Genomic DNA, 26,818 nt, shown 5'->3' on the forward strand with positions numbered 1-26,818 from the left:
CGAATATTTAATTCCGCCCTCACCGAAACGGATACATCCACCCCTTGTAGTCATCCACCAGCCGCTGCGCCCGCGCCCGCTCCTCCGCCGTCAACCTTGGCGTGATTTCCTCCAGCGAATCCGGCGCGTCCACGTCCCCGCCTATTGCCGACAAGGCATACCACAGATACGCTCTGACCGGATCGGGCGCGGGGATGCCGCGGCCGACTTCGTAGTACCAGCCTAGACCGGATTGCGCGCCCGCATGGCCTTTCAAAGACGCCCGCAGATACCAGTCGAACGCCCGTTCGTCGTCGCGCGCGACCCCCAGCCCCAGCGCATACATGACGCCGATCAACTCCTCCGCCTCGGCGTTGCCGGAGCGGGCGTAGATGTCGAGCAGCCCGCGCGCCGCTTCGAACTCCCCCGCCTCCATCAGATCGCGCGCCTCTTCCATGTCGGCAGCAACCGGAGTCGCGAAAGCAAGAAGCGCAAAAACCAGTGCACGCCCGGTGCACGCCTTGTGCACGTGTTTCATACCGCTCTCCTCGGCCTCGTTTTCGGCGTGGCGACGGCCACAGCGCAGGTCATCACCGACGACGATTACATCCCCTTCGACCCCGATCAAGCCCGCATCGGGCAGCTTCTGTTCTACGACAAGATCCTGTCGGGCAACCGGAATATCTCCTGCGGCACCTGCCACCATCACGACCACGCGGGCACCGACGGGTTGTCGCTCGGCATCGGCGAGGGCGGCACGGGTGTCGGCCCCCTGCGCACCGCCGGTACCGGCCCTGACGCGATCCCGAAACGCATCCCGCGCAACGCGCCAAGCCTCTGGAATCTCGGTCATAATTCTATCGACGTGTTGTTCCACGATGGCCGCCTGTCGCACTCCGACATCTACGGCAACGGCTACGACAGCCCCGCGCAGGAATGGCTGCCGCCCGGCCTCGACAACCTCGTCGCGGCGCAGGCGCTCTTCCCGCTGACAGCACAGTTCGAGATGGCCGGCAACCCCCGCGAGAACGAGATCGCGGGCGCGATCCACGACCGGATCGACACCGCCTGGCCGATCCTCGCCAAGCGCGTGCGCACGATCCCGGAATACGGCGATATGTTCGTGCAGGCCTTTGATCATATTGACGAACCCAGCGACGTGACCATCGTCGAGATCGGCAATGCCCTGGGCGCTTTCATCACCTCCGAGTGGCGCTCGAACGACAGCCCCTACGACGCCTGGCTGACAGGCACCCCCCTGCCCGCAGATGCCGAACGCGGGCGCCAGCTGTTCTTCGAAGACCTGCGCTGCGCCGCCTGTCACTCTGGCCCGCTTTTTACCGATCAGCAGTTCCATGCCCTGGGTCTTCCCGCCTTCGGCCCCGGCCGCACGCGGCAATGGGATCCCATGCCGCGCGACGTGGGCCGCATGGGCTTTACCAACCGCGCCGAAGACGCCTACCTCTTTCGCACCCCCAGCCTGCGCAACGTCGCGTTGACGGCTCCTTACGGCCACAACGGCGCTTACCCCACGCTCGCCGACATGATCCGCCACCACGCGGGCCAGGACCACTGGACACCGGCAATGGCCGCGCTGCCCGATGTCCCCTGGCTCGCCGCGGGTGATTTCGCGATCCGCGCCGACCGGCTGGAAATGGCACGACAAGCGGCGGTGCGCGACCTGCCGCCTTTCGAGGTCTCGGAGGCGGAGATCGCCGATCTCGTGGCCTTCCTGAACGCCCTCACCGGAGAAACCGCGGCGACACGCCCGCTCGGCCGTCCCGACAGTGTCCCAAGCGGCCTGCCCGTCGACTGACATCGCCGCCGGGCGACCAACCCGCCAGTCGGGGCGCACCTTCCCGCATCACCTTGCCCAAAATACTCAGACAGGCGGGGGCGGCGCAGCCGCCCCCGCCCTCTCGCGACGTGCGCAGCACGGCGCAAAACCTCAGTCCGACCGGATCAGAACGCCGAGATCGGCCACGTTGGTACCCGTCGCCCCGGTCAGCAACAGGTCACCCGCCAGATCGAGCGCCGCATAACTGTCGTTGTTACCCAATAGCGCGTCGAGATCGCCGCCCGCCGCCGCGATCCGCCCGAGCGTGCCGTCGTCCACCAGCCCGCCCGCCGCATCGGTCGGACCGTCGCGCCCGTCCGTGCCACCCTGCAGGCAGGTCCAGCGGGTCCAGCCGCGCCGCACGGCCTCGCGCGCGATCCGCAGGGCCAGTTCCTGGTTGCGCCCGCCGCGCCCGGTGCCGCGCAGCTGCACCGTCGTCTCACCCCCCCAGAGCGTGATGCCCGGGCCAGCCGCGTCACAGATCACGCGCGCCGCGTCGGCGACGTCGCCTTCGACGGGGTCGGCGATCACATGCGCATCCGGTGCGAGAGCCGCCATGGCCGCCACGCTTTGCCCGTTCGATCCGATCAGGATGTTGCGCGCCTCCGGCAGCGCCGGCGGATCCGACTGCGCATTCCGCAAATGCTCCCGTACGCTGGCCGGGGTCTGATCCCAGATGCCCGCCGCCTGCATCGCGGCCATCGCCTGCGCCGCGGTGCCAAGCGGGGCCACCGTAGGACCGCTGGCGATGGCCGACAGATCGTCGCCCACAACGTCCGACAGGATCAGCGCCGTGACAGGCTGCGGGGCGGCGGCGCGCAGCAGACCGCCGCCCTTGATCCGCGACACCTGCTGGCGGATCAGATTCATCGTCCGGATGTCCAGCCCGCTACCCAGCAGCAGCCGGTTCAGTGCCGCCTTGTCGTCCAGCGTGATCGCCCCCGCAGGGGCAGGCAGCAGCGCCGATCCGCCACCGGAGACGAGCACCAGCACAGGGCCGGTTGCCGCACCCACCGTGTCCAGAACCGCCGCTGCCGCCCTGGCCCCGGCCGCGTCCGGGACCGGGTGGCCCGCCGCCATCACGGTGGCACCGGGCAGGTCCGCCGCGTTTTCATAATTCGTCACGACCAGACAGGGCACACCCGGATGCGCCGCTAGAGCGGCCCCCGCCATGCGCAGCGCCGCCTTGCCCACCGCCACGATCTGTGCGGGGCGGTCAAGCCCACCCAGATGACGCGTGACGGCATCGTCCGGCGCGGCGGCAGCGACGCCTGCGTCGAACAGCCTGCGCGCCAGCTTGCGGTGTTCGGTCATGCGAGTATCTCCCTGAGGGGTCGTCTTGCACGCGGCGGCATTTTTGCCGCCGGTACGCCGAAACGGATGACCTGTACCAGCCGCCGGTCGGGGCCGATGGCATAGCGGTCGCAAATCTCGGCCCGGGTGTCGGGGTGGTCCGACAACGCCGCCATCGGCCACCCAGCGAACCCGAGGTTCGCGGCCTCCAGGCACAGCCGCAGATAGGCGCGGCCCGCCGTGACAGGGTCCTCATCCGCCGGGCGGTGGAAACAGGCGATGACCGGTGCGGTCCGGGTCGCCTCGGCCTCTGCTGTCAGGCCCTTCGTCGCCCCGACCAGATCGAGCAGCCGCCAGAACGGCCCCAGCGCCCAGCGCGCGGCACGGGCCGTGGTGACATCCATCCGCAGGCTTTCGCGGTTCAGCCCATCATGTGCGTAACGCGGATGTCCTTCCGACAGCCGCATCCAGTGCAGCAATTCGCGCCGGAACGGTTTGCCGCGCATGATCTGCAGGCTGGCCCAGTCGTTGCGCGCCGCCAGCCAGTCGCGGGACGGCGCATCGAGGACCAGTACCGTGTCCGGGCGGCTCCAGCCGTAGAGCTTCGGCACCTCGTCCCGGAACGGTCCGCGCCACGTCGCGCGATCCTCCAACCGCCGGACCAACGGGTCCGCCGCCTGTCCCTGCGACAGGCGCAGCCGGGCTGCGATCCGGTGGCCGGGCCAGGTGTGGCGGTCGTCGTCGGCCCAGCGGCTGGTCACATCCGCCTCGAACCCGGCATCCCCAAACGCCAGCACCGTCGCCTCCGCCGCCGCACCGCAGGACAGGCCCGTGTCGTATCCTGCCGGGTCGCCGACCGGCAGGGTCACGCGCAGGTCAGCGGCGATCAGCAGGTCGTCACCGTCACGCCGCCAGCGGGCGGGCTGTGTGTTGTGGACGGAGGGCGCAAGGTTCGCGCGCGTCACGACTCCGGCAAAGGTTTCGTCGGAAATCATACCGCCCCCTTTGCCGCGATCAGCGCCGCCATGCGCTGGACCACCTGCAACTCCGCCTCCGCCATCGGTGCGGTCGCCAGTGCCGGCATCGCCAGGGCCACCATCAGGCGCGGGTCACCCGACACGTGCAGGATATGCGTGGCGGCAAAGCGCGCGAACAGGTGCTGGATATGGTCGGTCGCGTCCTGATCCAGCCGCGGCGGGTCAGCCTGCCGCAACACCGGCGACGCGGTGAATATCCGATCCAGCACGCCGTCGTCCAGATCGGCGATCTGATCGGGGGTGACGACCGCGGCCCCGTCGACCAATGGATGCGCCTGCAGATCGCGCAGAAACCGCATGGGATCATCCGTCGGGGCAGCCGCGAGCCGCCGCAAAAGGCTGTGACTGCGCGCCTCCGTCCGCAAGGCATAGGCATCGTTCAGGATCGCCAGCAGCAGCATCGCGGCGAGGATGATCGCGGTGACGATCACCGTGCCGCCCGGTGCCAGCGGCACCAGCGCCCGCAGCAACGCGCCAATGGCAAGCGCCACCGCCATTGTCAGCGCCAGCGCCATCAGCGGCGCGCCATGCCCGGTCTGCGCCCGGCGCAGCCCGATGGCCAGCCAGCAGAGCACAAGCACACCGATCGCCGACAGTTGCACTGGCAACCCGATCAGCACCATCAGGAAATCCGCCCCGATCAACGGGATCAGCAGGAACAGCGACAGGCCCAGCCGCCCGACGGTCCGGTTCTCCGCCGCCGACAGGCTGTTCCGGTCGCGGGTCAGCACCATCCAGCCCGCCGCGCCGAACCCCGCCAATTGAAAGACCAGCAGCGCGTTCAGGCGAAACGGCTCCACCCATGATGCCGCGGCAAAGGCGAGCAATGCGAAGAAAAGCGTGCCACCCGCCACACCCAGCTTGATCCAGCGCGGCGCGTGGCGGCGCAGCAGCCCTTCGGTCAGCAGAAGCACCGCCAGCGGCAACAGCGCGGCGGCCAGCAGCACGACGAAGCGAAAACCCGCGCCGCCCGTCAACACGACCAGCGCCCGTCCCGCAAACAGCAGCATCGTCACGCGTAGGCCGAACAGGAACCGGCGGGTTATCGGATCGTCGGCATCCTGCGCCCGCAGGACACGGACCAGCACGTAAAGCCCGATCAGCGCCGCGATGGACAGGTAAAGATCGGTGATGACATTGGCGCTGGCGATCACGTTGCATCCCCCGCCAGCCGCATCAGGAACCGCCGCACGACAGGCCGCATCAAGGCCGCCAGCCAGCGCGGTTTCGGCCGCTCCGTGCGCCCCTTGTAGGGATTGAGGAAATAGCCGCGATTGTCTGCGCCATGCGCCCGGCCCAAAACTGCGGCAGCGGCCTCATAGGCCATCAACTGCCCGGTCAGGATCACCATCGGCGCAAACGACATCCGGCTGCGCCTACCGGCGACGACCTCTCCGACAAGCTCCAGATCGATGTGGTGACGGGATGAGGAGTGGATCACAACCCATTCGGATTCCCGCAGAAATGCGGTGGCGCGCTGATCCTCCGTCAGCTTGTCCCAAGCGGTGCCAATGGTGGGATAGCCCAGTCGCTCTTCATGCGGCGTATCGCCCGGCTGCGTGACATAGACCGAAGGAAAGGGGGCGGCGTAGGCGTCGATCACCGCTTTCCCGGCGGCGCGGGCGGCGCGATAAAGCAGCAGCGACGCGCCCAGATCGTCGGTGCCGTTCACCACGATGGCAGCTTGCTTCAGGATCGCGTCCAGATGGTCGGGCCAATCTTCGTGATAGACAGTGATCTGCATCTCGGGGTTGATCGCGCGGCAAAGGTCTGCCGTGGCATCGGCCTTGTTTCGCCCGATGGTTTCGGCGAAAGCGAACACCTGACGGTTCAGGTTACTTACCTCGAAATGGTCGATATCGGCGACGATCAGATGGCCCACGCCCATCCGCGCCAGCGCCATGACCACCGCGCCGCCCATGCCGCCCGTGCCGCAGACGAAGACGCAGCCGCCACGCAGTTTTTCCTGCTCCGCCTCGGTCACGAAACCGATGTTGCGGGTGGTCATTTCGGCGTAGCTGAACATCAGCGCCCGGTGCCTTTTGCGGGCCGCAGGATCGACCACGGCTTGCCGCTGTCTGCCCAATAGACCACCGGCAGGATCAGCCTTTGCAGTGCCACGAAGATCCCCGTCGCCAGCACCCCCGCCAGTGCCGTGCGCGGCACGTCGCGGACCAGATAGGTGCGGATCGCGCGCAGGTCCATGACGCCAAGCTGCAAAATGTCGTCCCCGCGCGCGTAGTCGAGGCGGTCGGCGCAGAAGGTGTTGAACTTTTCGTCGCGGTGCAGCGTCACCTGATCCCACGACTTTTTCAGATCGTCGGACCCGCCGGTATAGGCGTTGGTGATCACGAAATTTTCCTCGTCGAACCCGGCATCGGGACCGACACCGAAGACCGCACGATGATCCTCCATGATCCGCCGCGCGAGGATCAGATGGGTGAGCGTGCGTCGGTCGCCCACCGGGCGCGGGTAGATGTTGGAAAACATCTCCGACACCATACCGATCACCGCAGGCACCTGTGTGACGTTCGACACCCAGACCGGGCGGAACTGCCTGCGCAGGAAGATCAGAAAACAGGTCAGCCCGTAAAGCACCCAGGACAGGCTTTTCGAGCGCTGATCAGGGTCGACCATGACCAGCCCCAGATGCAGCACCTCAGTCTGGGCGGGCTCTGTCGCGACCTCCATCACGGCCAGGGCGTTGAAGGCGACCGGTGTGCCGTCACGTTTTCTGACGAGGGTGATGATCGTTTGCTCCAGCCGGGTCTTGTCGCCCGAGAACACACCGTAATCCAGCGCACCGGCGGCCAGCGTCTTGCCCGCGATGTGGCGCAGGTCGGCGGTCAGGGCCGCGATTTCGTCGGCGTCCATCCACAGGCCCGGCCGTTCCATCAGGCGCACGGTCAGATCGCGCCCAGAGCGCATGGTGACATTCATATGCCCCCGCCGCATCGCCTTGAATATGGTGCCCAGCATCCCTGCCCCCGCCCGGGTTTTGCGCAAGACTAGGCGCGGGGCGACGGGCGCACAAGGGCGCGGTGCTAGAGGTCTTTCAACGCGGCGTAAGCGGCTTTGTAGCGGGCGTGGCCATCGGTGAAGGCCGCGCGCAGCCCCGCGACAGGCGTAACGCTGCGCGCGATCGGCGGCTGCGTCGCGATCTCTGCCCCCGCGCCGGTTGCGGCCATCATGCCGAGACGTGCAGCACCCAGCGCCGCGCCATAGTCGCCCGCCTGCGGCACCTCCAGCGTGATGTCGAGTGCTGTGGCAATCGCCCGCAACCAATACTCCGATTTCGCGCCGCCGCCCATGGCCAGCGCGGTCTGTATCGTCGTGCCGGTCGCGGCCAGCGCCTCCTGACAATCGGCGAACGCGAAGGTGACCCCTTCCAGCACGGCGCGCGCCGCCGCCAGCGCATCGGTCGCATGGTCGAGATGCAGGAACTGCCCGCGCATGGCGGCGTTGTTGTGGGGTGTGCGTTCGCCGCCCAGATAGGGCAGGAACAGCGTGCGGCCCGGCGCGCGCTGATCGCCCAGATCGCGTGTCAGATCGGCGGCACTTTGCCCGGTGAGATTGGACAGCCAGTTCAGCGCATCCGTCGCGGCGAGGATCACGCCCATCTGGTGCCAGGTGCCCGGCACCGCGTGGCAGAAGGTATGTACCGCGGTTTCGGGATCGGGGCGGTAGCCATCGGTTGCCGCGAACAGCACGCCGGATGTGCCGAGCGATACGAAGGCGGTGCCGTCGCGCACTGTGCCGGCACCGATGGCGGCGGCGGCGTTGTCGCCCGCCCCGCCCGCCACGACGCATTGCGGCAGGCCAAGATCGGCAGCCAGATCGGCCCGCAGCTTGCCCGACACGGCAGAGCCTTCGACGAGCGACGGCATCCGGTCGCGCGACAGGTGGCAGGCCGAGAGCAGGTCATCGGACCAGTCGCGCGCGCCGGTGTTCAGCCAGGCGGTGCCTGCGGCATCGGACATTTCGGACACGTGGTCGCCGGTCAGGAACAGGCGCAGGTAATCCTTGGGCAGCAGGACCTTGGCGATTTTCGCAAAGATCTCCGGCTCGTTCTCGCGGACCCAATCGACCTTGGGCGCTGTGAAACCGGGAAAGACGATGTTGCCGGTGATGTCGCGGAACTGCGCCTGCGCGTCCATCGCGGCGGCCTGTGTGTGGCTGCGCGTGTCGTTCCACAACATGCAGGGGCGCAACGGCTTGTCGTCGGCCCCGATCAGCGTGGCCCCGTGCATATGCCCGGCCAGCCCGATGCCCGCAACCGCGCTGCAATCGTGATCCGCCGCCAGCGCCTTCAGCGCGGTGACTGCGGCGCTGCACCAACTGTCAGGGTCCTGTTCGGACCAGCCGTCATGCGGGCGTTGCACGGTGAGCGGCGCGGAATGTTCGCCGACGATATCCTGCGCGTCGTTCATCAGCACCGCCTTGACAGACGATGTGCCCAGATCAATCCCGATGAACATCAGGCGGCCTTGTCTCTTGGGTTCTTACCCAGGATGATCATCGACAGGATGTCGTCTTCCGTCACGTCTTCGACCCGTTCCGCCCCGACCATCTTGCCGTTTTTCATCACCGCGACGCGGTCGCAAAGCTCCATCATTTCGCGGGTGTCGTGGCTGATCAGGAAGATGCCGAGACCCTGTTTCTTCAACTCCTGGATCAGTTCCGCGACCATCTTGGTCTCGTGCACGCCGAGCGCGGCGGTGGGTTCGTCCATGATCAGGATTTTCGCGTTGAAATAGACCGCACGGGCGATGGCGACGGATTGCCGTTGCCCGCCGGACAGTTGCGACACCGGAACTTTCAGCTTTTTGAAGTTCGGGTTGAGCCGCGCCATGATCTTGCGGGTTTCGGACTCCATCCGGCTGTCGTCGACGAATCCCAGGGCGGTCGTCAGCTCGCGCCCCAGGAACAGGTTGCTGGCGGCGTCGAGGTTGTCGGCCAGCGCCAGCGTCTGATAGATCGTCTCGATCGCGTAGTCGCGGCTGTCGCGGGGCGAGTTGATGACGGCCTTTTCACCGTTGATGCGGATTTCGCCACTGTCCATTTTATAGGCGCCCGACAGCATCTTGATCAGCGTCGATTTGCCCGCACCATTGTGACCCAAAAGCCCAACGACTTCACCGGGATAGAGGTCGATGCTCACGTGATCCACGGCCTTGACGCCGCCAAAAGCGATGGAGACGTCCTTCATTTCTACCAAAGGCGTTGCCATCACTTCGCTCCCGTCCGCTTGCGATATTGAATGTCGACCCAGACGGCGAAGACGAGCACCGCGCCGACCACGATGTTCTGGTATGGCGCGTCGACGCCGACCATCGCCATGCCCGATTGCAGCGACTGCATGATCAGTGCGCCGATGATCGCGCCGTAGATCGTGCCGATGCCCCCAGACAGCGCCGTGCCGCCGATCACCGCCGCGGCGATCACGCGCAATTCGTCCAGCGTGCCGATATCGTTGGTGTGGTAGCCCAGCCGGGCCGAGGCCACGATGCCCGCCAGCGCGCAGAGCACGCCGACGATGGCGAAAATCTTGACCGTCAGCAGGCGGGTATTGATGCCCGACAGTTCGGCCGCGTCGGGGTTGCCGCCCGTGGCGAAGATATAGCGCCCCAGCCGGGTGCGGCGCGCCACGACAGTCATGATGACCGCGACGGCGATCAGGACCAGCACCGAATAGGGAATGCCGTAGGCGGCGACACAGCCTTCCGCGTCCGCGCAACCGTATAGTGCGGGGTCGCGGGCGATAACACGCTCGGGCACGCCATAGGCGTTCAGGATCGCGACGAAGCCCAGGATCGCCGCGGCGACGAGCGCCATCATCGCGACCTCGGCCCACATCGGCTTGACGGGGAATTCATGCGCGACCTTGGTGCGCCGTGCCGACCAGAGCGCGAAAAGTGCCGCGACGGTCGCAAGGATGCCGACGATCCAGCTGAGCGACGCGCCCAGCGTCCCGTTGATCCCGCCGAACAGCAGGAACGTCTGGTCCAGCGGCCCGATCGTCTGGCCCGCTGTCAGATACCAGCCGACGTTGCGCCAGATCAACAGGCCGCCCAACGTCACGATAAACGCCGGAATGCCCTGATAACCGATCAGCCAGCCCTGCGCGCCGCCGATGACGGCACCGGTCAGCAGCCCGACCAGGATCGTGATCCAGGGAATCATCGGATGGCCCAGGTCCAACCCCATCATCTGCGGCAGCCACTGCGTCTGCGTCATGCCCATCACGGCCGTGCAGGTCGCCAGCAGCGCGCCCACCGAAAGGTCGATGTGGCGGGTGACGATGACGAAGACCATGCCGGTGGCCATGATCGCCACGCTGACGGTCTGGATCGTCAGGTTGAACACGTTGCGCGGGGTCAGGAAACGCCCGTCGGTCAACACGTTGAAGATGATGCAGATCAGCAGAAACGCCCCGATCATCCCCAGCAGGCGGGTGTCGACTTCCAGCGTCTGCAGGAATGATTTGCGCGGGGGCGCGTCGGTCTTGGTCGCGTCGGACATGCGAAGGCTCCGGGCTGTGGACGGCTGAAAACTGACTTGAAAACGGTCATGGCAACCGTGGGCGAACACGCGTGGCAGAACGGTTTTCCGGCAGGGTGATGGCAAAGTGCGTCGGCCCGCTGCAAAAAGTGCAACGGACCGAATAGGGAGAACCCTTTAGTTACAAGGCGATGGACCGTCGGTCACGCCCTGGCAAAGCGCCTCTTGCGTGATCCAGCCCGCATCGACGACCACATCGAGGTTGTCGGCGGTGATCGGCACGGGGGCCAGGAACATGGCGTTCAGTTCGGTGCCACCGGGCGATGTCCACTTCTGGCCGCCTTCGATGGCGACCATGCCGCCCTCTTCCGCCATGGCGAGTTCGGCGGCGATTTCACCGGCGGCCTTGCCCAGCTCGCGTGCGTCCTTCCAGACGGAGACGGTCTGCGTGCCCAGCGCCACGCGGTTCAACGCGGCATGGTCGCCGTCCTGACCCGAGACAGGGATGCCTTCCATGCCCTGCGCCGTCAGTGCCGCCACGACGCCACCGGCGGTGCCGTCATTGGACGCCACGACCGCGTCGACGTTGTTGTCGTTGGCGGTCAGGATCTGCTCCATGTTGCGCTGCGCGTTGGCGGGCAGCCAGCCGTCGGTATAGGCCTCGTCAACGATGGTGATGGCACCGGAATCGATGGCCGCCTGCAGCACCTCTTGCTGACCGCCACGCAGGAAGTCTGCGTTCGGATCGGTGGGCGAGCCCTTGATCATGACGTAGTTGCCTTCGGGCTGTGCTTCGAGCACGGCGCGCGCCTGCATGCGACCCACTTCGACGTTGTCGAACGTCAGGTAGAATGCGCGCGGGTCTTCGATCAGACGGTCGTAGCCCACGACAGGGATGCCTTCGGCGTCGGCGGCATCAATAGCCGGGCCGATGGCCGCACTGTCCTGTGCCAGGATGATCAGCGCGTCGACGCCCTGTGCGATCAGGCTTTCCACGTCCGACAGCTGCTTGGCCGACGACGACTGCGCGTCGGCGGAGACATAGGTGGCACCGGCAGCTTCCAGCGCGGCCTTGATGGCGGCCTCATCTGTCTTCCAGCGCTCTTCCTGAAAGTTGGACCAGCTGACGCCGACGGTCACGCCATGCGCGTCTGCCAGAGCGGCCGAATTGAAACCGGCCACGGCGATGGCGGCGGCGATAATTGTCTTATGCATATTTTCCTCCCAGAGTTTGCCCGCGCGACGTATCGTGCAAGCCGAGTCGATCAACCCGTTTGCGCAGGTTGCCGCTATTTAGTTCATCTGTCAAAATAAAAAAGATGATTGCGCCCCGGTCCATAGCAAATTGGGCTGGATTCGAATTGATTATCCGGGCAGACTTCTTTTTCAAACCAATCTTTATTTTTGCAGGTGCAGAAAATATGGCCGCTATTCATGGATGATGCGCAACCGGACCTACGGCAGGACGGTGCCGCAGGCTGCGGACCAGTCCTGCCCGCGCTTGAAACCGACAGCCGCCCGATGCGTCAGCAGGTTTTCGAGCACGTGCGGGCCAGCGGCCGGGCGGCGCGCGCCGACGTAACCCGCGCGCTTGGAATCAGCGCCGGGTCCGCAACCGTGCTGACGGCCGATCTGATCGCCGCCGGCCTTCTGCGCGAGGTCGAGGATGCCCCGCGCGAAAGTGGACGGGGCCGCCCCCCTGTCGCTCTGGAGATCGTGCCCGACGCACGCTACGTGATCGGCATCAAGCTGTCGGACGAACGTCATTCGATCATGTTGTCGGATTTCTCCGGCCGCACGCTGCAAGAGGCGACACGACCCACGACCAGCCATCGCAAAACCTGCGGTCAGGTTCTCGACGAGATCGACACCCTGCTGAAGGTCGTTTTGCGTGACACTGGCGTTGCGCTGCCGCAGATCAGCGCGGTGGGCATCGGTGTGTCCGGCATCGTCGATCATGCGGCGGGTGTCATTGCCTGGTCCCCGCTACTGCTGGACCGTGACGTCGATCTGGCTGCAGCCTTTCACACCCGGTTCGGCATCCCCGCCCATATCGACAACGACGCCAATATGCTGACGCTGGCCGAGCTTTGGTTCGGGGCCGGGCGGGACATGAAGGATTTTGCAGTCGTTACCATCGAAAACGGTGTCGGCATGGGGCTTGTGCTGAACAACCGGCTGTTTCGCGGGTCGCGCGGCATGGGGTTGGAGCTGGGCCATACCAAGGTGCACCTGGACGGCGCGCTTTGCCGCTGTGGGCAACGCGGGTGTTTGGAAGCCTATCTCGCCGATTACGCTCTGGCGCGGGAGGCGGCGACAGCGCTGGACCGCAACCCGCGCAATCTGCAAAGCCCGCATACGATGCTGGAAACGCTCTATACGCAGGCCAAGGCCGGCAACCTGCCCGCCCGCACGATCTTCAAACGCGCCGGGCGGTATCTTTCCGTGGGCCTGTCGAACGTCGTGCAGCTTTTCGATCCCGACCTGATCATCCTGTCGGGCGCGCGGATGCGGTATGACTACCTTTATGCGGCAGAGGTGCTGGCAGAGATGCAAAGCCTGACACTCTCGGAGGGGCGCGCGCCTTGCCGGGTGGATATCCATGGCTGGGGCGATCAGGTCTGGGCGCGGGGAGCGACGGCGCTGGCGCTGTCGGCGGTGACGGATGCGGTGCTGGGCGAGGCGCGGGCGTGATCCGCCTGTGCGCCGCGTTGCTGCTGGCCGGTCCCGCGATGGCCGAGCCGCTGTTCGAGGATCGCTCTGCCGCCCTGCCCGATCACAGCTATACCGGCGGATGGGAGCATTTCGTGGGCGGTGGTGTCGCGGTGTTCGACTGCGACGGCGATGCCCTGCCCGACATCTTTGTCGCAGGCGGCGCAGGCCCGGCCCGTCTGATCCGCAACACGGGTGATTTCACCTTTGCCGACACGCCGCTGCCCGAACTGACAAGCGTGACCGGGGCCTATCCGCTCGACATCGACAACGACGGGGTCATGGACCTTTTCGTGATGCGCGCGGGGCCGAACGTCGCTCTGCGTGGCGGTCTCGACTGCGGCTTTACGAATGCGACCGCCGATTGGGGCATCCCGCAAAGCGACCAGTGGACCACCGCGTTCACCGCCTGGTGGAATGTCGGCGATGACCGCCCGACGCTGGCCCTAGGCAACTACGTGGACCGCACGGACCCGGACGGCCCGTTCGAGGCCTGCGATGACAACGCGATCTTGCGCCCGACCGACGGCGGTTACACCAGCGAAACCCTCGCCCCCGGCTTCTGCCCGCTGTCCATGCTCGCCGCCCGGGACGCACGTGAACGACCCACCCTGCGCATCTCCAACGACCGCCACTATTATGTCAGCGGCGGTCACGAGCAGATGTGGGACATTGGCGAGGGCCGGTTTCTGGGGCCGGAAGACGGCTGGCAAAACGTATCGCTCTGGGGCATGGGGATCGCCAGCGCGGACCTGACCGGCGACGGCCGGGACGAGGTAATGCTGACCTCGATGGGCGACCAACTGCTGCAACTGGCGCGGGACAACGGCACCTACGCCAACGCGCCCTACAGCCTCGGCACCTACGCGCAGCGCCCGCATACTGGCGGCGACGGGCGACCCTCGACCGGCTGGCACGCGGAATTCGGCGATGTAGACAATGACGGGCGCGCGGATCTGTTCATCACCAAGGGCAACGTCGACCAGATGCCCGGCATGGCCACGCGCGATCCTAACAACCTGCTAATGCAGCAACCCGACGGGACTTTCGTAGAAATGGCCGCCACTGCCGGAATAGCCACGCTGGACCGGTCCCGCGGGGCGGCGCTGACGGATTTCGATGGCGACGGGCGGCTCGATCTGGTCGTGGGGAACCGGCGCGCGCCGCTGGAGCTTTATCGCAACGTGACACCCGACACCGGCAACTGGCTGCGTGTGGCACTTTCGCAGAACGGTCCGAACCGCAATGCCATCGGCGCGGTGGTGCGGGTAAAAACCGACAGGCTGCAATCGCGGCAGATGACGGTCGGCGGCGGGCACGCGGGCGGACAGGCCCTGCCGCTGCATTTCGGTTTGGGCGATGCCGACCGGGCGGAGGTCACGGTGATCTGGCCCGACGGCACGGAAGTGTCACAGCAGGTGCCGGCCAATCAGACGACAAACTTCATCAATGCGGATTAGGGCACGGGCAGCCCGCTCGGCACGGATTCCGGAACGCCCAAGCGCCCGGTGAAAGCGACCGGATCGGTCAACGCTTCCATGAAGGCCGTCAGTGCCGCGATGTCGTCTTCGCTCAGATTCACCGGCGGGGTCGTCACCGCCCCTGCGATGGCGGCGATCTGTGCGGGATCGTCCAGCACAGTAAAATCGACCACGTCCATTGCGGGCAGCACGACCTGCGACCGGTCAAACCGGGCCAGCGCCGCCGCCGGGACGGCATGGTCGGCGATGAAACCGGCCAGATCGGCATGGGCACCCGCGTGGCCATAGGGCGCGGTCATGGTGACATTGCGCAGCGAAGGCGTGCGAAAGGCGTAGAGGTCCGCAGGGTCGCCGGTCACGCGGAACCGCCCCTCGTCGCGCGCGTGATCTTCAAAGGTGGCGGCCTTGCCAGGCCCCAGTTGCGGCGCGGCCATCGCATGAAACCGGTGATCTGTCAGAAACGGCCCGCTGTGGCAGTCAGCACAGCCCGCATCGCCGTAAAACAGCGCCATCCCGCGGGCGGGCAACGGTGGCAAGTCCCGCTCGCCGCGCAGCACGGCGTCGAAAGGCGAAGTGTCGGACCGCCACTCGTGTTCCATGAACACACCGATGGCGTTGGAGATATCGGTGAAGGCGATATCCTCGGGTGCCGCGATGTGCGGATAGACGCGTTCGAAAGCCTCCGCATATTCCGGAATGTCCGCCACCCGCTGCGCGATCAGGTCCCAGGCCCCGCCCTCGCCTGTGATCAGTCCCTGGCGCACCGCCCGCCCGATCGGATTCTCGCGATGCCCGCCCGCCATCTCGTCCCGGCTCAGCACCGGAAACATCGTCTGCGCGGACAAGAGCGTGTCGAACCCCGCGACCATATCGGCATCCATCGGGGTGCGCAGACCGCCGGGGCGGCGCGCGTCCACCTCGATCCGGCCGTCGTGGAACAGGACGGTGAACTCATGCGCGCCAAGGTTGAACAGCGCAGGCGCGTTGCGCGGGATGCGCTGTTCGGGCAGGTTGTCGGGGTCGGCCACCCGGTCAGGCCCCAGCCCGATCCCCCCCTCGCCCAGCGACAGCGCCATCCCGTCCGCCGTGCCGAAATCCGGGTGGTGGCAGGTGCCGCAGGCAATATTGCGATTGCCCGACAGGATCGGATCGTAGAACAGCAACTGCCCCAGTTTCGCCTCGGCCAGATCGACCGGGCGGTAGGCGTCATCCGTCACCGGATCGGGCAAGGGCGTGGCCAAAGCCATGCCTGCGCAAAGGCACGGCACCACCGTCATCCAGATCGCTGATCGCATGGCCAACTCCACCCCGTTCCGATGGCAACATCCGCGATTGGCCACCGGGGTTCAACCGCGGTTCTTCGGACGTGTGGTGCACGAAGGTTTCAAGGCTGCGGGAAATACTGGCGGAGGCTCAGGGATTCGAACCCTGGGAGGACTTTCACCCTCGTCGGTTTTCAAGACCGGTGCATTCGACCACTCTGCCAAGCCTCCGACGGGATGCTCATAGGCGCTCCGTCGCGATTCGGAAAGTGCGTTCACCGGGTGAGGAAATCCGCCGAAGGGCCACGCTCCTCTCTTTCAAAATTACACGTAAACGGCTAGCCTGCGGCAAAATCGCCGACAGCGTATCCAAAGTGATCGTGCCGGTGACACGACGAAGTGACGACAGCAGGGCATCGAAGCAATCGGTGCCGGCCGCATCCGGGCCAACCCGGGGCGCAGACAAAGGGGCGAGATATGGCGGGCAAACATTTGAAAAGACATGGAATACGCAAGACGGGGCTGGCCATCGCGGCGCTTTTGGTCGCGGCGGGCTGCGACGAGACCGGTGCGTTCAGCTTTCTCGGCGCGGGCGATCCTGCGGGCAGTGGCACGGCTATCGCATCCGGTGACAGCATTTCACTTGTCGAACGCGATGTCGAAGCCCCTGAAATTTTCTCGGTCACGGAGCCCGGCCTGTGGGACGGGCGGCCGTCATTGGGCGGTGTCTGGGTGGCCCACCCCGACGTGACCGACCCGGAGCGGGTGATCATCCGCAACACCGCCAACGATCAGACGGTCATCGGCGCGCTGTTCCGCCGCGAGCGTGACAACCCCGGCCCCGCGTTGCAGGTCTCGTCCGATGCCGCCGCTGAACTGGGTGTGCTGGCCGGTGCGCCTGCCACGCTGTCGGTGATCGCGCTGCGCCGCGAGGAAGCACCGGAGCCGACACCCGCCGCCGTTACCGATTTCGATACGCCGCCCGAGGTTGCCGCGACATCGCTCGATCCGATCGCAGGGGCCGCCGCCGCCATCGATGCGGCAGAAGCGAACGCACCGGTCACACCGGTGGCCGTCGCGACACCCGCCCCGACACCCGCGCCTGCGCCGACCCCGGCCGCCAGCACGCTTGACAAACCCTACGTCCAGATCGGCATTTTCAGCGTCGAGGCGAATGCGACACGCACCGCGGACCGGTTGCGGGCTGACGGGCTTTCGACCCGCGTGCTGGCCCAGGAAAGCCAGGGTCGCCCGTTCTGGCGTGTGATCGTGGGGCCTGCGCCGACGGCGGCGGACCGCGCAGCGATCCTCGACAAAGTAAAGACGCTTGGCTTTGCCGACGCGTATTTTGTAAGCAACTGACGACGTGCGGCCTGCTGCCGGGCCGTGCCTGAACCAATGTCGTCGCCCGCGGCCACCGTAGGCGACCCCCAGACGGAGCCTGCCCCCCGTGAGATACGATTTCCTGCGCCCTGCCCTTGTCTGCCTGTTCTGGTCCGTAACTGCTTTGGGTGCTGCAGCACAGAGCTTTGACACCCGCGCCACGGCGGCCTTCGTCATGGACCAGACGACAGGCACGGTCCTGCTGGAAAAGAACGCAGACGAGCCGTTGCCGCCCGCGTCCATGTCCAAACTGATGACGATCTACATGACGTTCGAGGCGATCAGCCCGCTGAACGGCCAGACCGCAACCCTGACCGCCGACGACGTGCTGCCGGTATCTCAGCACTGCAAGGACTATACCGGCTCTACCATGTTCCTGAACACCAATGACCGGGTGCGAGTCGAGGACCTGTTGCGCGGCGTGATCGTGCTGTCTGGCAACGATGCGTCCTGCGTGCTTGCCGAGGCGTTGTCGCCCAGCGGCACGGAGGCCGGATTCGCACAACTGATGACGACCCGTGCACAACAGCTGGGCATGACGAATTCGACCTTCGCCAATTCCAACGGCTGGCCCGCTGTCGGTCACCGCATGTCGATGCGCGATCTTGGTGTTCTGGCCAATCGCATCATCACCGACTACCCGACGTTCTACCCGCTTTTTGCCGAGCAGGAGTATGAATTCGACGGGCGCGCGCCCGCCAACAGCCAGAACCGCAACCCGCTGCTGGGGCTGGGGATCGGCGCCGACGGGCTGAAGACCGGCCACACGTCGGAGGCGGGTTACGGCCTCGTCGGATCGGCCAAGCAGGGCGACCGCCGCGTGATCTTCGTCATCACTGGGCTGGAGACGCAGGAACAGCGCGCCGAAGAGGCCGAACGCATCGTCAACTGGGCGTTCCGGCAGTTCGCGGAACGCGAGGTCGTGCGCGCAGGCACACGACTGGCCGAGGCCGATGTCTGGATGGGCGAACAAAGCAGCGTCGGGCTGACCGTGGCCGAGGATGTGAAACTTCTGGTGCCGCTACTGAACAACGACGGGATCGCGGCAGAGGTCGTCTACAACGGACCGCTGGAGGCCCCCATCGCCGACGGTCAGGAGGTCGGGGAGCTGATCATCACGCTGGAGGGGCTGCCGGAAACACGGCTGCCGCTGATTACCGACAACGCCGTCGCGCAGGGCGGGTTCGAGACACGGCTGCGTGTCGCCGCGCGTGTACTGTGGAACAAGTTCGGCCCGGAAAACGCCGAGATGCCGACCATCCTGTCCGACGACGCGGCCTGAACCTTGGGCAAAGGCACCTTCATCTCTTTCGAGGGGATCGACGGGTCGGGCAAATCCACGCAGGCCCGGATGCTGGCCGACAGATTGCGGCAGGACGGTCAGGATGTCGTTCTGACCCGCGAGCCGGGCGGCGCGCCGGGGGCCGAGGATATCCGCCAGCTTGTGCTGACGGGCGACCCGGACCGCTGGTCGGCGGAGACCGAAATCCTGCTTTTTACCGCGTCGCGCCGCGATCATCTGGAAAAAACGATCCAGCCTGCGCTCGCCGCCGGCAAGACCGTGATCACCGATCGTTTTGCCGACAGCACGCGCATTTATCAGGGGGCCACGCGCGGCGATCTGCGGCATGTCGTGGATCAGTTGCACGACCTGATGATCGGGCGGGACCCGGACCTTACGTTCATCATCGACATGGACCCGGCGACGGCGCTTGAACGCGGGTTGGCCCGCAAGTCCGGCGAGGACCGGTTCGAGGATTTCGGGCTGGGGTTCCAGGAAACCCTGCGCCATGGGTTCCTTGCGCTGGCCAAGGCGCAGCCGAACCGCTGTGTCGTGATCGACGGCAACCGCCCCGCCACCGATGTCGCGGTGGAGGTGGCATTGCAGGCCACGGCCCGGCTATGAGCGACGAAGTCCTGCCCGAACCGGACCGGATCGAGGGCGCGCCGCATCCGCGCGAAACGCCCGTTCTTTACGGTCAAGGCCGGGCCGAAGCGGATTTCCTCGCGGCGTTCAATTCCGGCAGGCTGCATTCCGGCTGGCTGATCGCCGGCCCGCGCGGTGTGGGCAAGGCCACACTTGCCTGGAAGATCGCGGGCTTTCTGCTGTTGCAGCCCACCGACGACGGATTGTTCGGCACGCCACCGCCCGCAACGACGCTCGCCATCGCGCCGGACAGCCCGGATGCACGGTTGATCGCCGCGGGTGCGCACCCGCGCCTGTTCGTCGTGCGCCGCCCCTGCGACGACAGAACGAAAAAGCTGAGGTCCGAGATCACGGTCGATGCTGTGCGCGGGCTCAAGTCATTTTTCCATATGTCGGCGGCGGACGGCGGGCGGCGGGTGGTGATCGTGGATGCGGCGGATGAGTTGAACCGGAACGCGGCGAACGCGATCCTGAAGGAACTCGAAGAGCCGCCGACGCTGGCCACGATCCTATTGATCACGCATCAGCCCTCGCGCCTGCTGCCGACGATCCGGTCACGCTGCCGGGCGCTGCGCTGCGACACGTTGGCTGCCCCGGATCTGCGCGACGCACTTGCGCAGGCCGGGCATACCGCCGATGCGACCGAGGCGCTGACCGTGCTGGCCGCAGGCTCCGCCGGGGATGCGGTCCGCCTGCTGAACCACGACGGGCTGCCGCTCTATGCCGAACTTGTCAAATTGCTCGACGGTCTGCCCCATGCCAACCGCACCGCAGCGCTGGCACTCGCCAACGCCTGCGTCGGGGCGAAGAACGATACCCGCTATGGCCTCCTGCTTGATCTGTGCGATCTGTTCCTGTCCCGTACGGCCCGTGCCGGGCTGATGGGCGAACCGGCGACGCAGGCCGCACCGGGCGAGGCGCGGCTGCTGGCCCGCCTGTCGCCCGACGATCATGCCGCGCGCCGCTGGGCGCAACTGCAACAGGACCTGTCCGCGCGGGTGCGGCACGGGCGGGCGGTGAACCTTGACCCTGCCGCGCTGATCCTTGATATGGTTTTCAAGATCGAAGAGACGGCGCAGAGTGTCGCCGCAACCTAGGATCGCGCCATGTCTGCCCCCATCCTCGTCGACAGTCACTGCCATCTGGATTTTCCCGATTTTGACGATGAACGCGCTGGCGTAATCGACCGGGCCGTCGCCGCCGGGGTGACGCGGATGGTGACGATCTGCACAAGGCTGCGCAACGAACCCAAGGTGCGCGCCATCGCCGAAGCACACGCACCGGTGTTCTACGCCGCCGGCACCCACCCGATGAGCGCTGCCGACGAACCGTTTGCCACCGTCGATGAACTCGTCGCCATGGCACGGCATCCCAAATTCGTGGGCATTGGCGAAAGCGGGCTGGATTACCATTATACCGCCGACAGTGCAGACATTCAGCAGCAATCCCTGCGGGTGCATATCGACGCGGCCCGCGAAACCGGCCTGCCGCTGATCATCCACGCGCGCGCGGCGGATGACGACGTGGCCCGCATCCTGTCCGAGGGATATGCCAACGGGGCCTATAGCTGCGTCATGCACTGCTATTCCAGCGGACCTACGCTTGCGAAAACCGCTCTCGATCGGGGGTTCTACCTGTCGATGTCCGGCATCGCGACCTTCCCCAAAAGCCAGGAGGTGCGCGATATCTTCGCCGCCGCCCCGCTCGACCGGATTTTGGTCGAAACCGACAGCCCCTACCTCGCCCCCGTGCCGCACCGGGGCAAGACGAACGAACCCGCCTACACCGCCCACACCGCGGCAAAGGGCGCAGAAATGTTCGGCCTCTCGCTGGACGACTTTGCCAAACAGACGACCGCCAACTTCGACCGGCTGTTCAGCAAGGCGGCGGGATGAGCGACACCCTTACCTTCACGATCCTCGGCTGCGGGTCGTCGGGAGGCGTGCCGCGCCTGTCGGACAGGCCCGGTGGCGACTGGGGCGCCTGCGACCCCCAAAACCCCAAGAACAGACGCAAGCGCTGTTCCTTGCTGGTCCGCCGCACCGGGCCGGACGGCAGCACGACCGTGCTGATCGACACCTCCCCCGACCTGCGTCAGCAGCTGCTGGACACCGATACCGGCACCCTGCAGGCGGTGATCTACACCCACGCCCACGCCGACCACGTGCACGGGCTGGACGATCTGCGCATGGTGGTCTTCAACATGCGCGAACGGCTGCAGGTCTGGGCCGACGGCGATACCTCGACCGCGCTGCTCGATCGGTTCGGCTATGCCTTCGTGCAGCCAAAGGGGTCGCCCTACCCACCGATCTGCGAATTGAACCTGATCGACGGCGACGTGACGGTGGACGGTCCGGGCGGCCCCATCACCTTCACCCCGTTCGAAGTCAACCACGGCTCCATCGAGGCGCTGGGGTTCCGCATCGGCGATGTGGCCTATGTGCCCGACGTGGCGGAGATCCCGGAGGAAGCGTGGCCATACCTGCAGGACCTCGACACTTTCATCGTCGACGCCCTCCGCCGCGATCCGCACCCGACCCATTCGCATCTGGCCAACACGCTGGCCTGGATCGCCCGCGCCGCCCCGAAACAGGCGGTGCTGACGAACATGCACAACGATCTGGATTACGACACCGTCGCGGCGGAGACGCCCGGCCATGTCACCCCCGCCTATGACGGCATGACGATCACGGTACACCTGCCCTAGTATTATCTTGCCGCAAATACTCCCGCCGGAGGCACCGACACCTCCACCACAAAAAGGTTCCCGACAATGAGCGCCCTGCTCGACGTCATCCTGCCGGTCTTCATCGTTCTGGGCTTCGGCTATGTCGCCGTCTGGCGCGGGTTCTTCAGCGACGACGGCGTCGATCTGCTGATGAAGTTTACCCAAGGCTTTGCCATCCCCTGCCTGCTGTTCGGCGCGATCTCGACCATCGACCTGGCGGCGGTCTTCGATCTGGCGCTGCTCGGCAGCTTCTACACCGGCGCGCTCGCGGGCTTTGTTGTAGGCCTGCTGGGCGCGCGCTACATCTTTGGCCGCGATTGGGAGGACAGCGTGGCGATCGGCTTTTGCGGGTTGTTTTCCAACACCGTCCTGCTGGGCCTGCCGATCACCGAACGCGCATTCGGCGCGGATGCGTTGCAGGGCAATTATGCGATCATCGCGCTGCACGCGCCCTTCGGCTACCTCGTCGGGATCACCGCGATGGAAATCGTGCGCAACGCGGGCGGATCGCGGGCCGCCCTGCCTGGCAAGGTGCTGCAGGCGATGTTCCACAACGCATTGATCATCGGCATCGCACTGGGCCTTGCCGTCAATATCACCAATTTCCCCGTGCCTGCCGTGCTGAACGATGCCGTGGCGCTGATGGGCCGCGCGGCCCTGCCCACAGCCCTCTTCGGACTGGGTGGTGTGCTTTATCGCTACCGACCCGAGGGCGACATGCGCACGATCATCTTCGTCGTGGCGATCTCGCTGATCCTGCACCCCGCGATCACCTGGGGCATGGGCCGCGCGACGGGCCTCGGCACCGATGCCTTCCGCTCCGCCATTCTGACCAGTGCCGTGGCACCCGGCGTCAACGCCTATGTTTTCGCCAATATGTATGGCCGGGCCAAGCGTGTCGCGGCCTCCGCCGTCCTGATCGCGACTGGCCTGTCGATCATTACAGTCTGGCTATGGCTGCTGATCTTGCCGTAGCGCCGGTGCCCAGCATCGCGCAGGCCTCGCGCAGGCGCAGCGCGGGCCGGGCCAAGGCATCGGACTGACCCGCCTCGCCCGCCAGTTCGGGGAAGAGCGCAAGCACCTCGGCCTGCACCGCGCCGTCCAGCGCATTCAGACCCATCTCGCCGGGAAAGAAACTTTCGGTCGGGATACCTTCGGAAAACACGATCTGATGCCTGTCGAACAGCAGGTGATGGTAGTCGACCAAGCCACCCACGATGCGCCGGATGGTCGTGCCGTTTACGAAAGCCTTGGCGGGCACCAGTACCTCATCCTCACCGCCATAAAGCTCTGCCCGCCAGCCTGTCACCAGCACCCGGTGCATCGGCGACAGCCGCAGTGCGCGCGTGTTGCCGATGGCCCCGGCAGCGAAATGGACCGGCGCAAGATCGCCTGTGGCCGCGAAACGGCGCTGCCCGTGCCAGCGCACCGGCTGATAACCATCGTCGGCTGTGCGTATCAGATCGCCGGCCTCGATCCGTTCGACAGGGACCGGGCCGGTGATCGTGTCGATCAGGGTGCCTGCGGTAAAGCAGATCGGCGTGGCATAGCTGCTGGCGGCGAAATTCGGCCCCTCGCCTGTGCTGACCACCGTGAGCGGGACACCCACCGGAGGAAAGCCACCCGGCCCGCCGATGAAAGCCAGCCCCTCGACCGTGCCATAGGACGGAGAGGAGTTGTTGACGTTGAAGGCCACAACCGTCCAGGTGTTCACCCCGTCCGACAGTTGGATTGAATATTCCGCCTCGACCACCGTGTTATCGGCATAGGTCACGCCGTCGATGGTCTGCGCGCCGTCCAGCCGCTGCCCATTGTCGTTGTCCTGAAAGTTGGCATCGTCGTCATCGATGCTCACCGCGAACCAGTCGTTTGTGTTCAGCGTGATCGTCAGCCCATTCAGATGCGACCCGTCACCCTGAGTGACGCCATCCAACTGGCTACCGCCGCTGACGGTGATGTCGGATTCGTCCAGAACGTAGATGTCATAGGGCATAACGCTGACCCGGCTGCGCAAAGATTACGTGCACGTCAATATCGGGCAAATCGGGCAGAATTAGGGTGACTTTCAGCTGGGTGACATGCCCCGCAGGCGTTCGGATCGGCGGCGCAGGATTTCCACCGTGAACAGCAGCAGGATCGACACCGCGATCAGGATCGTCGCCACGGCGAGGATCGTCGGGCTGATCTGTTCGCGCAGGCCGGTGAACATCTGCCACGGCAGCGTTTTCTGCCCGGCGGAGCCGACGAAGAGCACCACCACGACCTCGTCGAACGACGTGATGAAAGCAAAGAGGCCACCAGATACCACACCCGGCAGAATGAGCGGCATCTGCACCTTGAAGAACGTCGTGACAGGCCCCGCCCCCATGTTCGCCGCGGCCCGCGTCAGTGACCGGTCAAAGCCCACCAGCGTCGCCGTGACGGTGATGATGACGAAAGGAATACCAAGTGCGGCGTGCGCCAGCACCACGCCCCAATAGGTGCCCGACAGCGTGAACGGCAGTTCCAGTTTCCCGTAGAACGGGATCGGGATGTAGGGGTTGGAATAGAAGAAATACATGCCCGTGGCGGAAATGATCAGCGGCACGATCATCGGCGAGATCAGGATCGCCATGATCGCCCGACGGAACGGCACGTGGCTTTGGCTCAACCCGATGGCGGCCAAGGTGCCCAAAGACACCGACAAGATCGTCGCAACGGGCGCGATCTTGAGCGAGTTGCGCAGCGCCAACTGCCAGTCGGAGTTGGTGAAGAAATCCTCGTAGTGCTTGGTCGAATATCCCGCCGGATCGAAAGCCAGCATTTCCGGTGTGAAGGTAAAGAAGTTCTGGGCGTTGAACGACAGCGGCACGATCACCATGATCGGCGCGATCAGGAAGAAAAAGATCAACCCGCAGATCACGCGGAAGCTGTAGTACCAGATCCGTTGTCCGGTCGTCGCATAGACAGGCACACCCATTGCGTCAGCCCCCCAGTTTCACGTTGTCGATACCGACGATCCGGTCGTAGGCCCAGTAAAGGATCAGCACGACCACTAACAGGATCGTTCCCAGCGCCGCCGCCAGACCCCAGTTGAGCGAGGTCGAAATATGGTAGGCGATCCGGTTGGAGATGAAGACACCCTTGGTGCCGCCGACCAGTTCGGGCGTGATGTAGTAGCCGATAGACAGGATGAACACGAGGATCGACCCCGCGCCGATGCCCGGCACCGACTGCGGGAAATAGACCCGCCAGAACGCTGTCCAGTTCGTGGCCCCCAGCGATTTCGCCGCGCGCAGATAGGACGGCGGAATCGTCTTCATCACCGAATACATCGGCAGGATCATGAACGGCAACAGGATGTGTGTCATCGCGATGATCGTGCCTGTCTGGTTGTTGATCAGTTGCAGCCGGTCACCGTCGGAGACGATTCCGATCCAGACCAGAACATCGTTGATGACGCCCTGTTGTTGCAGCAGCACCTTCCACGCCGATGTCCGCACCAGCAGCGATGTCCAGAACGGCAGCAGCACAAGGATCATCAGCAGGTTCGCGGTGCGGTCGGGGATGTTCGACAGCAACCAGGCAATCGGATAACCCAGCAGGATGCAGCTGAACATGATCGTCATCGACATGAACATGGTGCGCACGAAAAGCGTCAGGTAAATCTGCTCGTTCTCGGGGCGCCATTCGGGGCCGTCGAGGCCCTTTTGCATGTCGATGGAATTCAGGAAGTAACCGTTGGTAAAATCGGGGCTGTAGGTCTGGATCGTCTTCCAGACGTCGTGGTCGCCCCAATCCTCGTCGATATCCAGAAACACCGCTTTTGGGTCGGCCAGCGTGACACCGGACAGGGCGGTTTCGGCCTCTGTCAGCAGCGTCCTCGTATCGGCGGGCACACCTTCGGCGGACAGGTCCGCGGTGGGGAGTTCCTGCGCCAGCACGTGAAACAGGATCGGCCAGGGTTTTTCGTTCAGAACGTTGTCGTCCTCGGCCTCTGCCATTTCCGCGAATGACGTATAAAGTCGCGTGGTATCGGGCAGTTGCGCGACCATCGTGTCGCGCGCCTCGAACGACGGGGGCGATCCCTCCTCGCCGTCGGATATCCAGTCCCCCATCGCCGTCAGCCAGTCGTCGGTGCCGATCAGCGTGCCCAGCGTGTCGCGCTCTTCCCAGATCGGATTCGCCTCTTCCAGCTCCTCCTGCGGCATCTCGCCGATGTCGTCGACACCCCGGCCCGTCTTGCGGAACAGGGAGGAGACACCGGTCAATTCGTAGTTCAGACGACTGCCCAACCGGGTGTGCGCCTTGGCCTCGACCGCGACCGCAAGGTCACGGGCCAGCGCCTCGAACACCGGAGCTTCGGGCGTATCCTCGCCGTCCCAGTCGGCCAAAGTCGCGGTGGTGCGGGGTAGCGTGTCGCTGACGATCTGGTTTTCGACCGACCGCAGCAGCATGTCGGCAATCGGCATCACGAAAGACACGAGGATGAAGATCAGCAACGGCGCGATCAGCAGCAGCGCACGCAGTTTCTGGCGGCGCAATGCGCGGTTCAGCGATGCCTTGAGCGGTCTGCCGTCGGCGGCCAACATTTGCGTGGTATCTGACATCTGGTCCCCGGTGCCTGTCGTGCAGGTGATGCGGCCCCGGTTGATCCGGGACCGCATGTATTCAGATCAGCGGGACATTGCGCCCCGCC

At 65.5% G+C, this 26,818-nt stretch carries 24 protein-coding genes and 1 tRNA gene; 10 read left to right on the plus strand and 15 right to left on the minus strand.

Features of this window, described 5'->3' with window-relative positions; translation table 11 throughout:
* Positions 1-19 precede the first annotated feature (19 nt).
* Positions 20-517, minus strand: a complete 498-nt coding sequence (locus AC04PH_RS11585) for a tetratricopeptide repeat protein (RefSeq protein ID WP_483065891.1) — start codon at positions 515-517, stop codon at positions 20-22.
* On the opposite strand from AC04PH_RS11585, the gene AC04PH_RS11590 reads away from it, so the two are divergent.
* Positions 509-1,795, plus strand: a complete 1,287-nt coding sequence (locus AC04PH_RS11590; protein WP_483065892.1) for a cytochrome-c peroxidase — start codon at positions 509-511, stop codon at positions 1,793-1,795. The genes AC04PH_RS11585 and AC04PH_RS11590 overlap by 9 nt on opposite strands.
* Before the next feature lie 132 nt (positions 1,796-1,927).
* Here the strand turns inward: AC04PH_RS11590 and AC04PH_RS11595 are convergent, their stop codons facing one another.
* From AC04PH_RS11595 to xylF, 9 genes are all read right to left on the minus strand, one after another.
* On the minus strand, positions 1,928-3,130 hold the full coding sequence (locus AC04PH_RS11595; RefSeq protein ID WP_483065893.1) for a glycerate kinase type-2 family protein: 1,203 nt from the start codon (positions 3,128-3,130) through the stop codon (positions 1,928-1,930).
* The gene (locus AC04PH_RS11600; protein ID WP_483065894.1) at positions 3,127-4,104 is read right to left on the minus strand and encodes a nitroreductase family protein; all 978 of its coding nucleotides are present in this window, start codon (positions 4,102-4,104) and stop codon (positions 3,127-3,129) included. The genes AC04PH_RS11595 and AC04PH_RS11600 overlap by 4 nt, the downstream gene beginning before the upstream one ends.
* The gene (locus tag AC04PH_RS11605) at positions 4,101-5,300 is read right to left on the minus strand and encodes a hypothetical protein (protein WP_483065895.1); all 1,200 of its coding nucleotides are present in this window, start codon (positions 5,298-5,300) and stop codon (positions 4,101-4,103) included. The genes AC04PH_RS11600 and AC04PH_RS11605 overlap by 4 nt, the downstream gene beginning before the upstream one ends.
* A complete protein-coding gene (locus tag AC04PH_RS11610) occupies positions 5,297-6,172 on the minus strand; it encodes a HesA/MoeB/ThiF family protein (protein WP_483065896.1) in 876 nt (291 codons plus the stop codon). The genes AC04PH_RS11605 and AC04PH_RS11610 overlap by 4 nt, the downstream gene beginning before the upstream one ends.
* Positions 6,172-7,074, minus strand: a complete 903-nt coding sequence (locus AC04PH_RS11615; protein ID WP_483065897.1) for a hypothetical protein — start codon at positions 7,072-7,074, stop codon at positions 6,172-6,174. The genes AC04PH_RS11610 and AC04PH_RS11615 overlap by 1 nt, the downstream gene beginning before the upstream one ends.
* 116 nt (positions 7,075-7,190) lie before the next feature.
* Positions 7,191-8,624: a xylulokinase gene (xylB, locus tag AC04PH_RS11620; protein ID WP_483065898.1), complete on the minus strand. Its 1,434-nt coding sequence runs from the start codon at positions 8,622-8,624 to the stop codon at positions 7,191-7,193.
* Positions 8,624-9,376, minus strand: coding sequence for an ATP-binding cassette domain-containing protein (locus tag AC04PH_RS11625; RefSeq protein ID WP_483065899.1), 753 nt, complete (start codon positions 9,374-9,376; stop codon positions 8,624-8,626). Before AC04PH_RS11625 ends, xylB begins: the two co-directional genes overlap by 1 nt.
* Positions 9,376-10,668: a sugar ABC transporter permease gene (locus AC04PH_RS11630; RefSeq protein WP_483065900.1), complete on the minus strand. Its 1,293-nt coding sequence runs from the start codon at positions 10,666-10,668 to the stop codon at positions 9,376-9,378. Before AC04PH_RS11630 ends, AC04PH_RS11625 begins: the two co-directional genes overlap by 1 nt.
* A 156-nt stretch (positions 10,669-10,824) precedes the next feature.
* A complete protein-coding gene (gene xylF, locus AC04PH_RS11635) occupies positions 10,825-11,862 on the minus strand; it encodes a D-xylose ABC transporter substrate-binding protein (RefSeq protein ID WP_483065901.1) in 1,038 nt (345 codons plus the stop codon).
* Between the two features lie 219 nt (positions 11,863-12,081).
* Between xylF and AC04PH_RS11640 the strand changes: the two genes are divergently transcribed.
* On the plus strand, positions 12,082-13,341 hold the full coding sequence (locus AC04PH_RS11640) for an ROK family protein (protein WP_483065902.1): 1,260 nt from the start codon (positions 12,082-12,084) through the stop codon (positions 13,339-13,341).
* Positions 13,342-13,379: 38 nt separating this feature from the next.
* Positions 13,380-14,819, plus strand: coding sequence for a CRTAC1 family protein (locus AC04PH_RS11645; RefSeq protein WP_483066190.1), 1,440 nt, complete (start codon positions 13,380-13,382; stop codon positions 14,817-14,819).
* Here the strand turns inward: AC04PH_RS11645 and AC04PH_RS11650 are convergent.
* Both AC04PH_RS11650 and AC04PH_RS11655 read right to left on the minus strand, forming a co-directional pair.
* On the minus strand, positions 14,816-16,135 hold the full coding sequence (locus AC04PH_RS11650) for a cytochrome-c peroxidase (RefSeq protein WP_483065903.1): 1,320 nt from the start codon (positions 16,133-16,135) through the stop codon (positions 14,816-14,818). The two genes, AC04PH_RS11645 and AC04PH_RS11650, sit on opposite strands and share 4 nt — an antisense overlap.
* A gap of 108 nt (positions 16,136-16,243) precedes the next feature.
* A tRNA-Ser gene (locus AC04PH_RS11655) sits at positions 16,244-16,333 on the minus strand.
* Positions 16,334-16,579: 246 nt separating this feature from the next.
* On the opposite strand from AC04PH_RS11655, the gene AC04PH_RS11660 reads away from it, so the two are divergent.
* The 7 genes from AC04PH_RS11660 to AC04PH_RS11690 all read left to right on the plus strand — a co-directional run bounded on the left by AC04PH_RS11660 (position 16,580) and on the right by AC04PH_RS11690 (position 23,115).
* Complete coding sequence (locus AC04PH_RS11660) at positions 16,580-17,464, plus strand: SPOR domain-containing protein (protein ID WP_483065904.1); 885 nt, start codon at positions 16,580-16,582, stop codon at positions 17,462-17,464.
* Between the two features lie 88 nt (positions 17,465-17,552).
* Positions 17,553-18,767, plus strand: coding sequence for a D-alanyl-D-alanine carboxypeptidase family protein (locus tag AC04PH_RS11665; RefSeq protein ID WP_483065905.1), 1,215 nt, complete (start codon positions 17,553-17,555; stop codon positions 18,765-18,767).
* Between the two features lie 3 nt (positions 18,768-18,770).
* On the plus strand, positions 18,771-19,391 hold the full coding sequence (tmk, locus tag AC04PH_RS11670; RefSeq protein ID WP_483065906.1) for a dTMP kinase: 621 nt from the start codon (positions 18,771-18,773) through the stop codon (positions 19,389-19,391).
* Positions 19,388-20,509, plus strand: coding sequence for a DNA polymerase III subunit delta' (locus tag AC04PH_RS11675; protein WP_483065907.1), 1,122 nt, complete (start codon positions 19,388-19,390; stop codon positions 20,507-20,509). Before tmk ends, AC04PH_RS11675 begins: the two co-directional genes overlap by 4 nt.
* Before the next feature lie 9 nt (positions 20,510-20,518).
* Positions 20,519-21,307 (plus strand): TatD family hydrolase, encoded by a 789-nt coding sequence (locus tag AC04PH_RS11680; RefSeq protein ID WP_483065908.1) that lies wholly within the window; start codon positions 20,519-20,521, stop codon positions 21,305-21,307.
* Positions 21,304-22,119, plus strand: coding sequence for an MBL fold metallo-hydrolase (locus AC04PH_RS11685; protein WP_483065909.1), 816 nt, complete (start codon positions 21,304-21,306; stop codon positions 22,117-22,119). Before AC04PH_RS11680 ends, AC04PH_RS11685 begins: the two co-directional genes overlap by 4 nt.
* A 66-nt stretch (positions 22,120-22,185) precedes the next feature.
* Positions 22,186-23,115, plus strand: a complete 930-nt coding sequence (locus tag AC04PH_RS11690; RefSeq protein ID WP_483065910.1) for an AEC family transporter — start codon at positions 22,186-22,188, stop codon at positions 23,113-23,115.
* Here AC04PH_RS11690 and AC04PH_RS11695 read toward each other — a convergent pair.
* The 3 genes from AC04PH_RS11695 to AC04PH_RS11705 all read right to left on the minus strand — a co-directional run bounded on the left by AC04PH_RS11695 (position 23,081) and on the right by AC04PH_RS11705 (position 26,729).
* Positions 23,081-24,133: a Hint domain-containing protein gene (locus tag AC04PH_RS11695; RefSeq protein WP_483065911.1), complete on the minus strand. Its 1,053-nt coding sequence runs from the start codon at positions 24,131-24,133 to the stop codon at positions 23,081-23,083. The genes AC04PH_RS11690 and AC04PH_RS11695 overlap by 35 nt on opposite strands.
* A gap of 72 nt (positions 24,134-24,205) precedes the next feature.
* Entirely contained in the window at positions 24,206-25,099 is an 894-nt protein-coding gene (locus tag AC04PH_RS11700; protein WP_483065912.1) for an ABC transporter permease, read from the minus strand.
* A 4-nt stretch (positions 25,100-25,103) separates the two neighbouring features.
* Positions 25,104-26,729: an ABC transporter permease gene (locus AC04PH_RS11705; protein WP_483065913.1), complete on the minus strand. Its 1,626-nt coding sequence runs from the start codon at positions 26,727-26,729 to the stop codon at positions 25,104-25,106.
* Positions 26,730-26,818: the final 89 nt, after the last annotated feature.

Source organism: Yoonia sp. KMU-150, assembly GCF_056858355.1.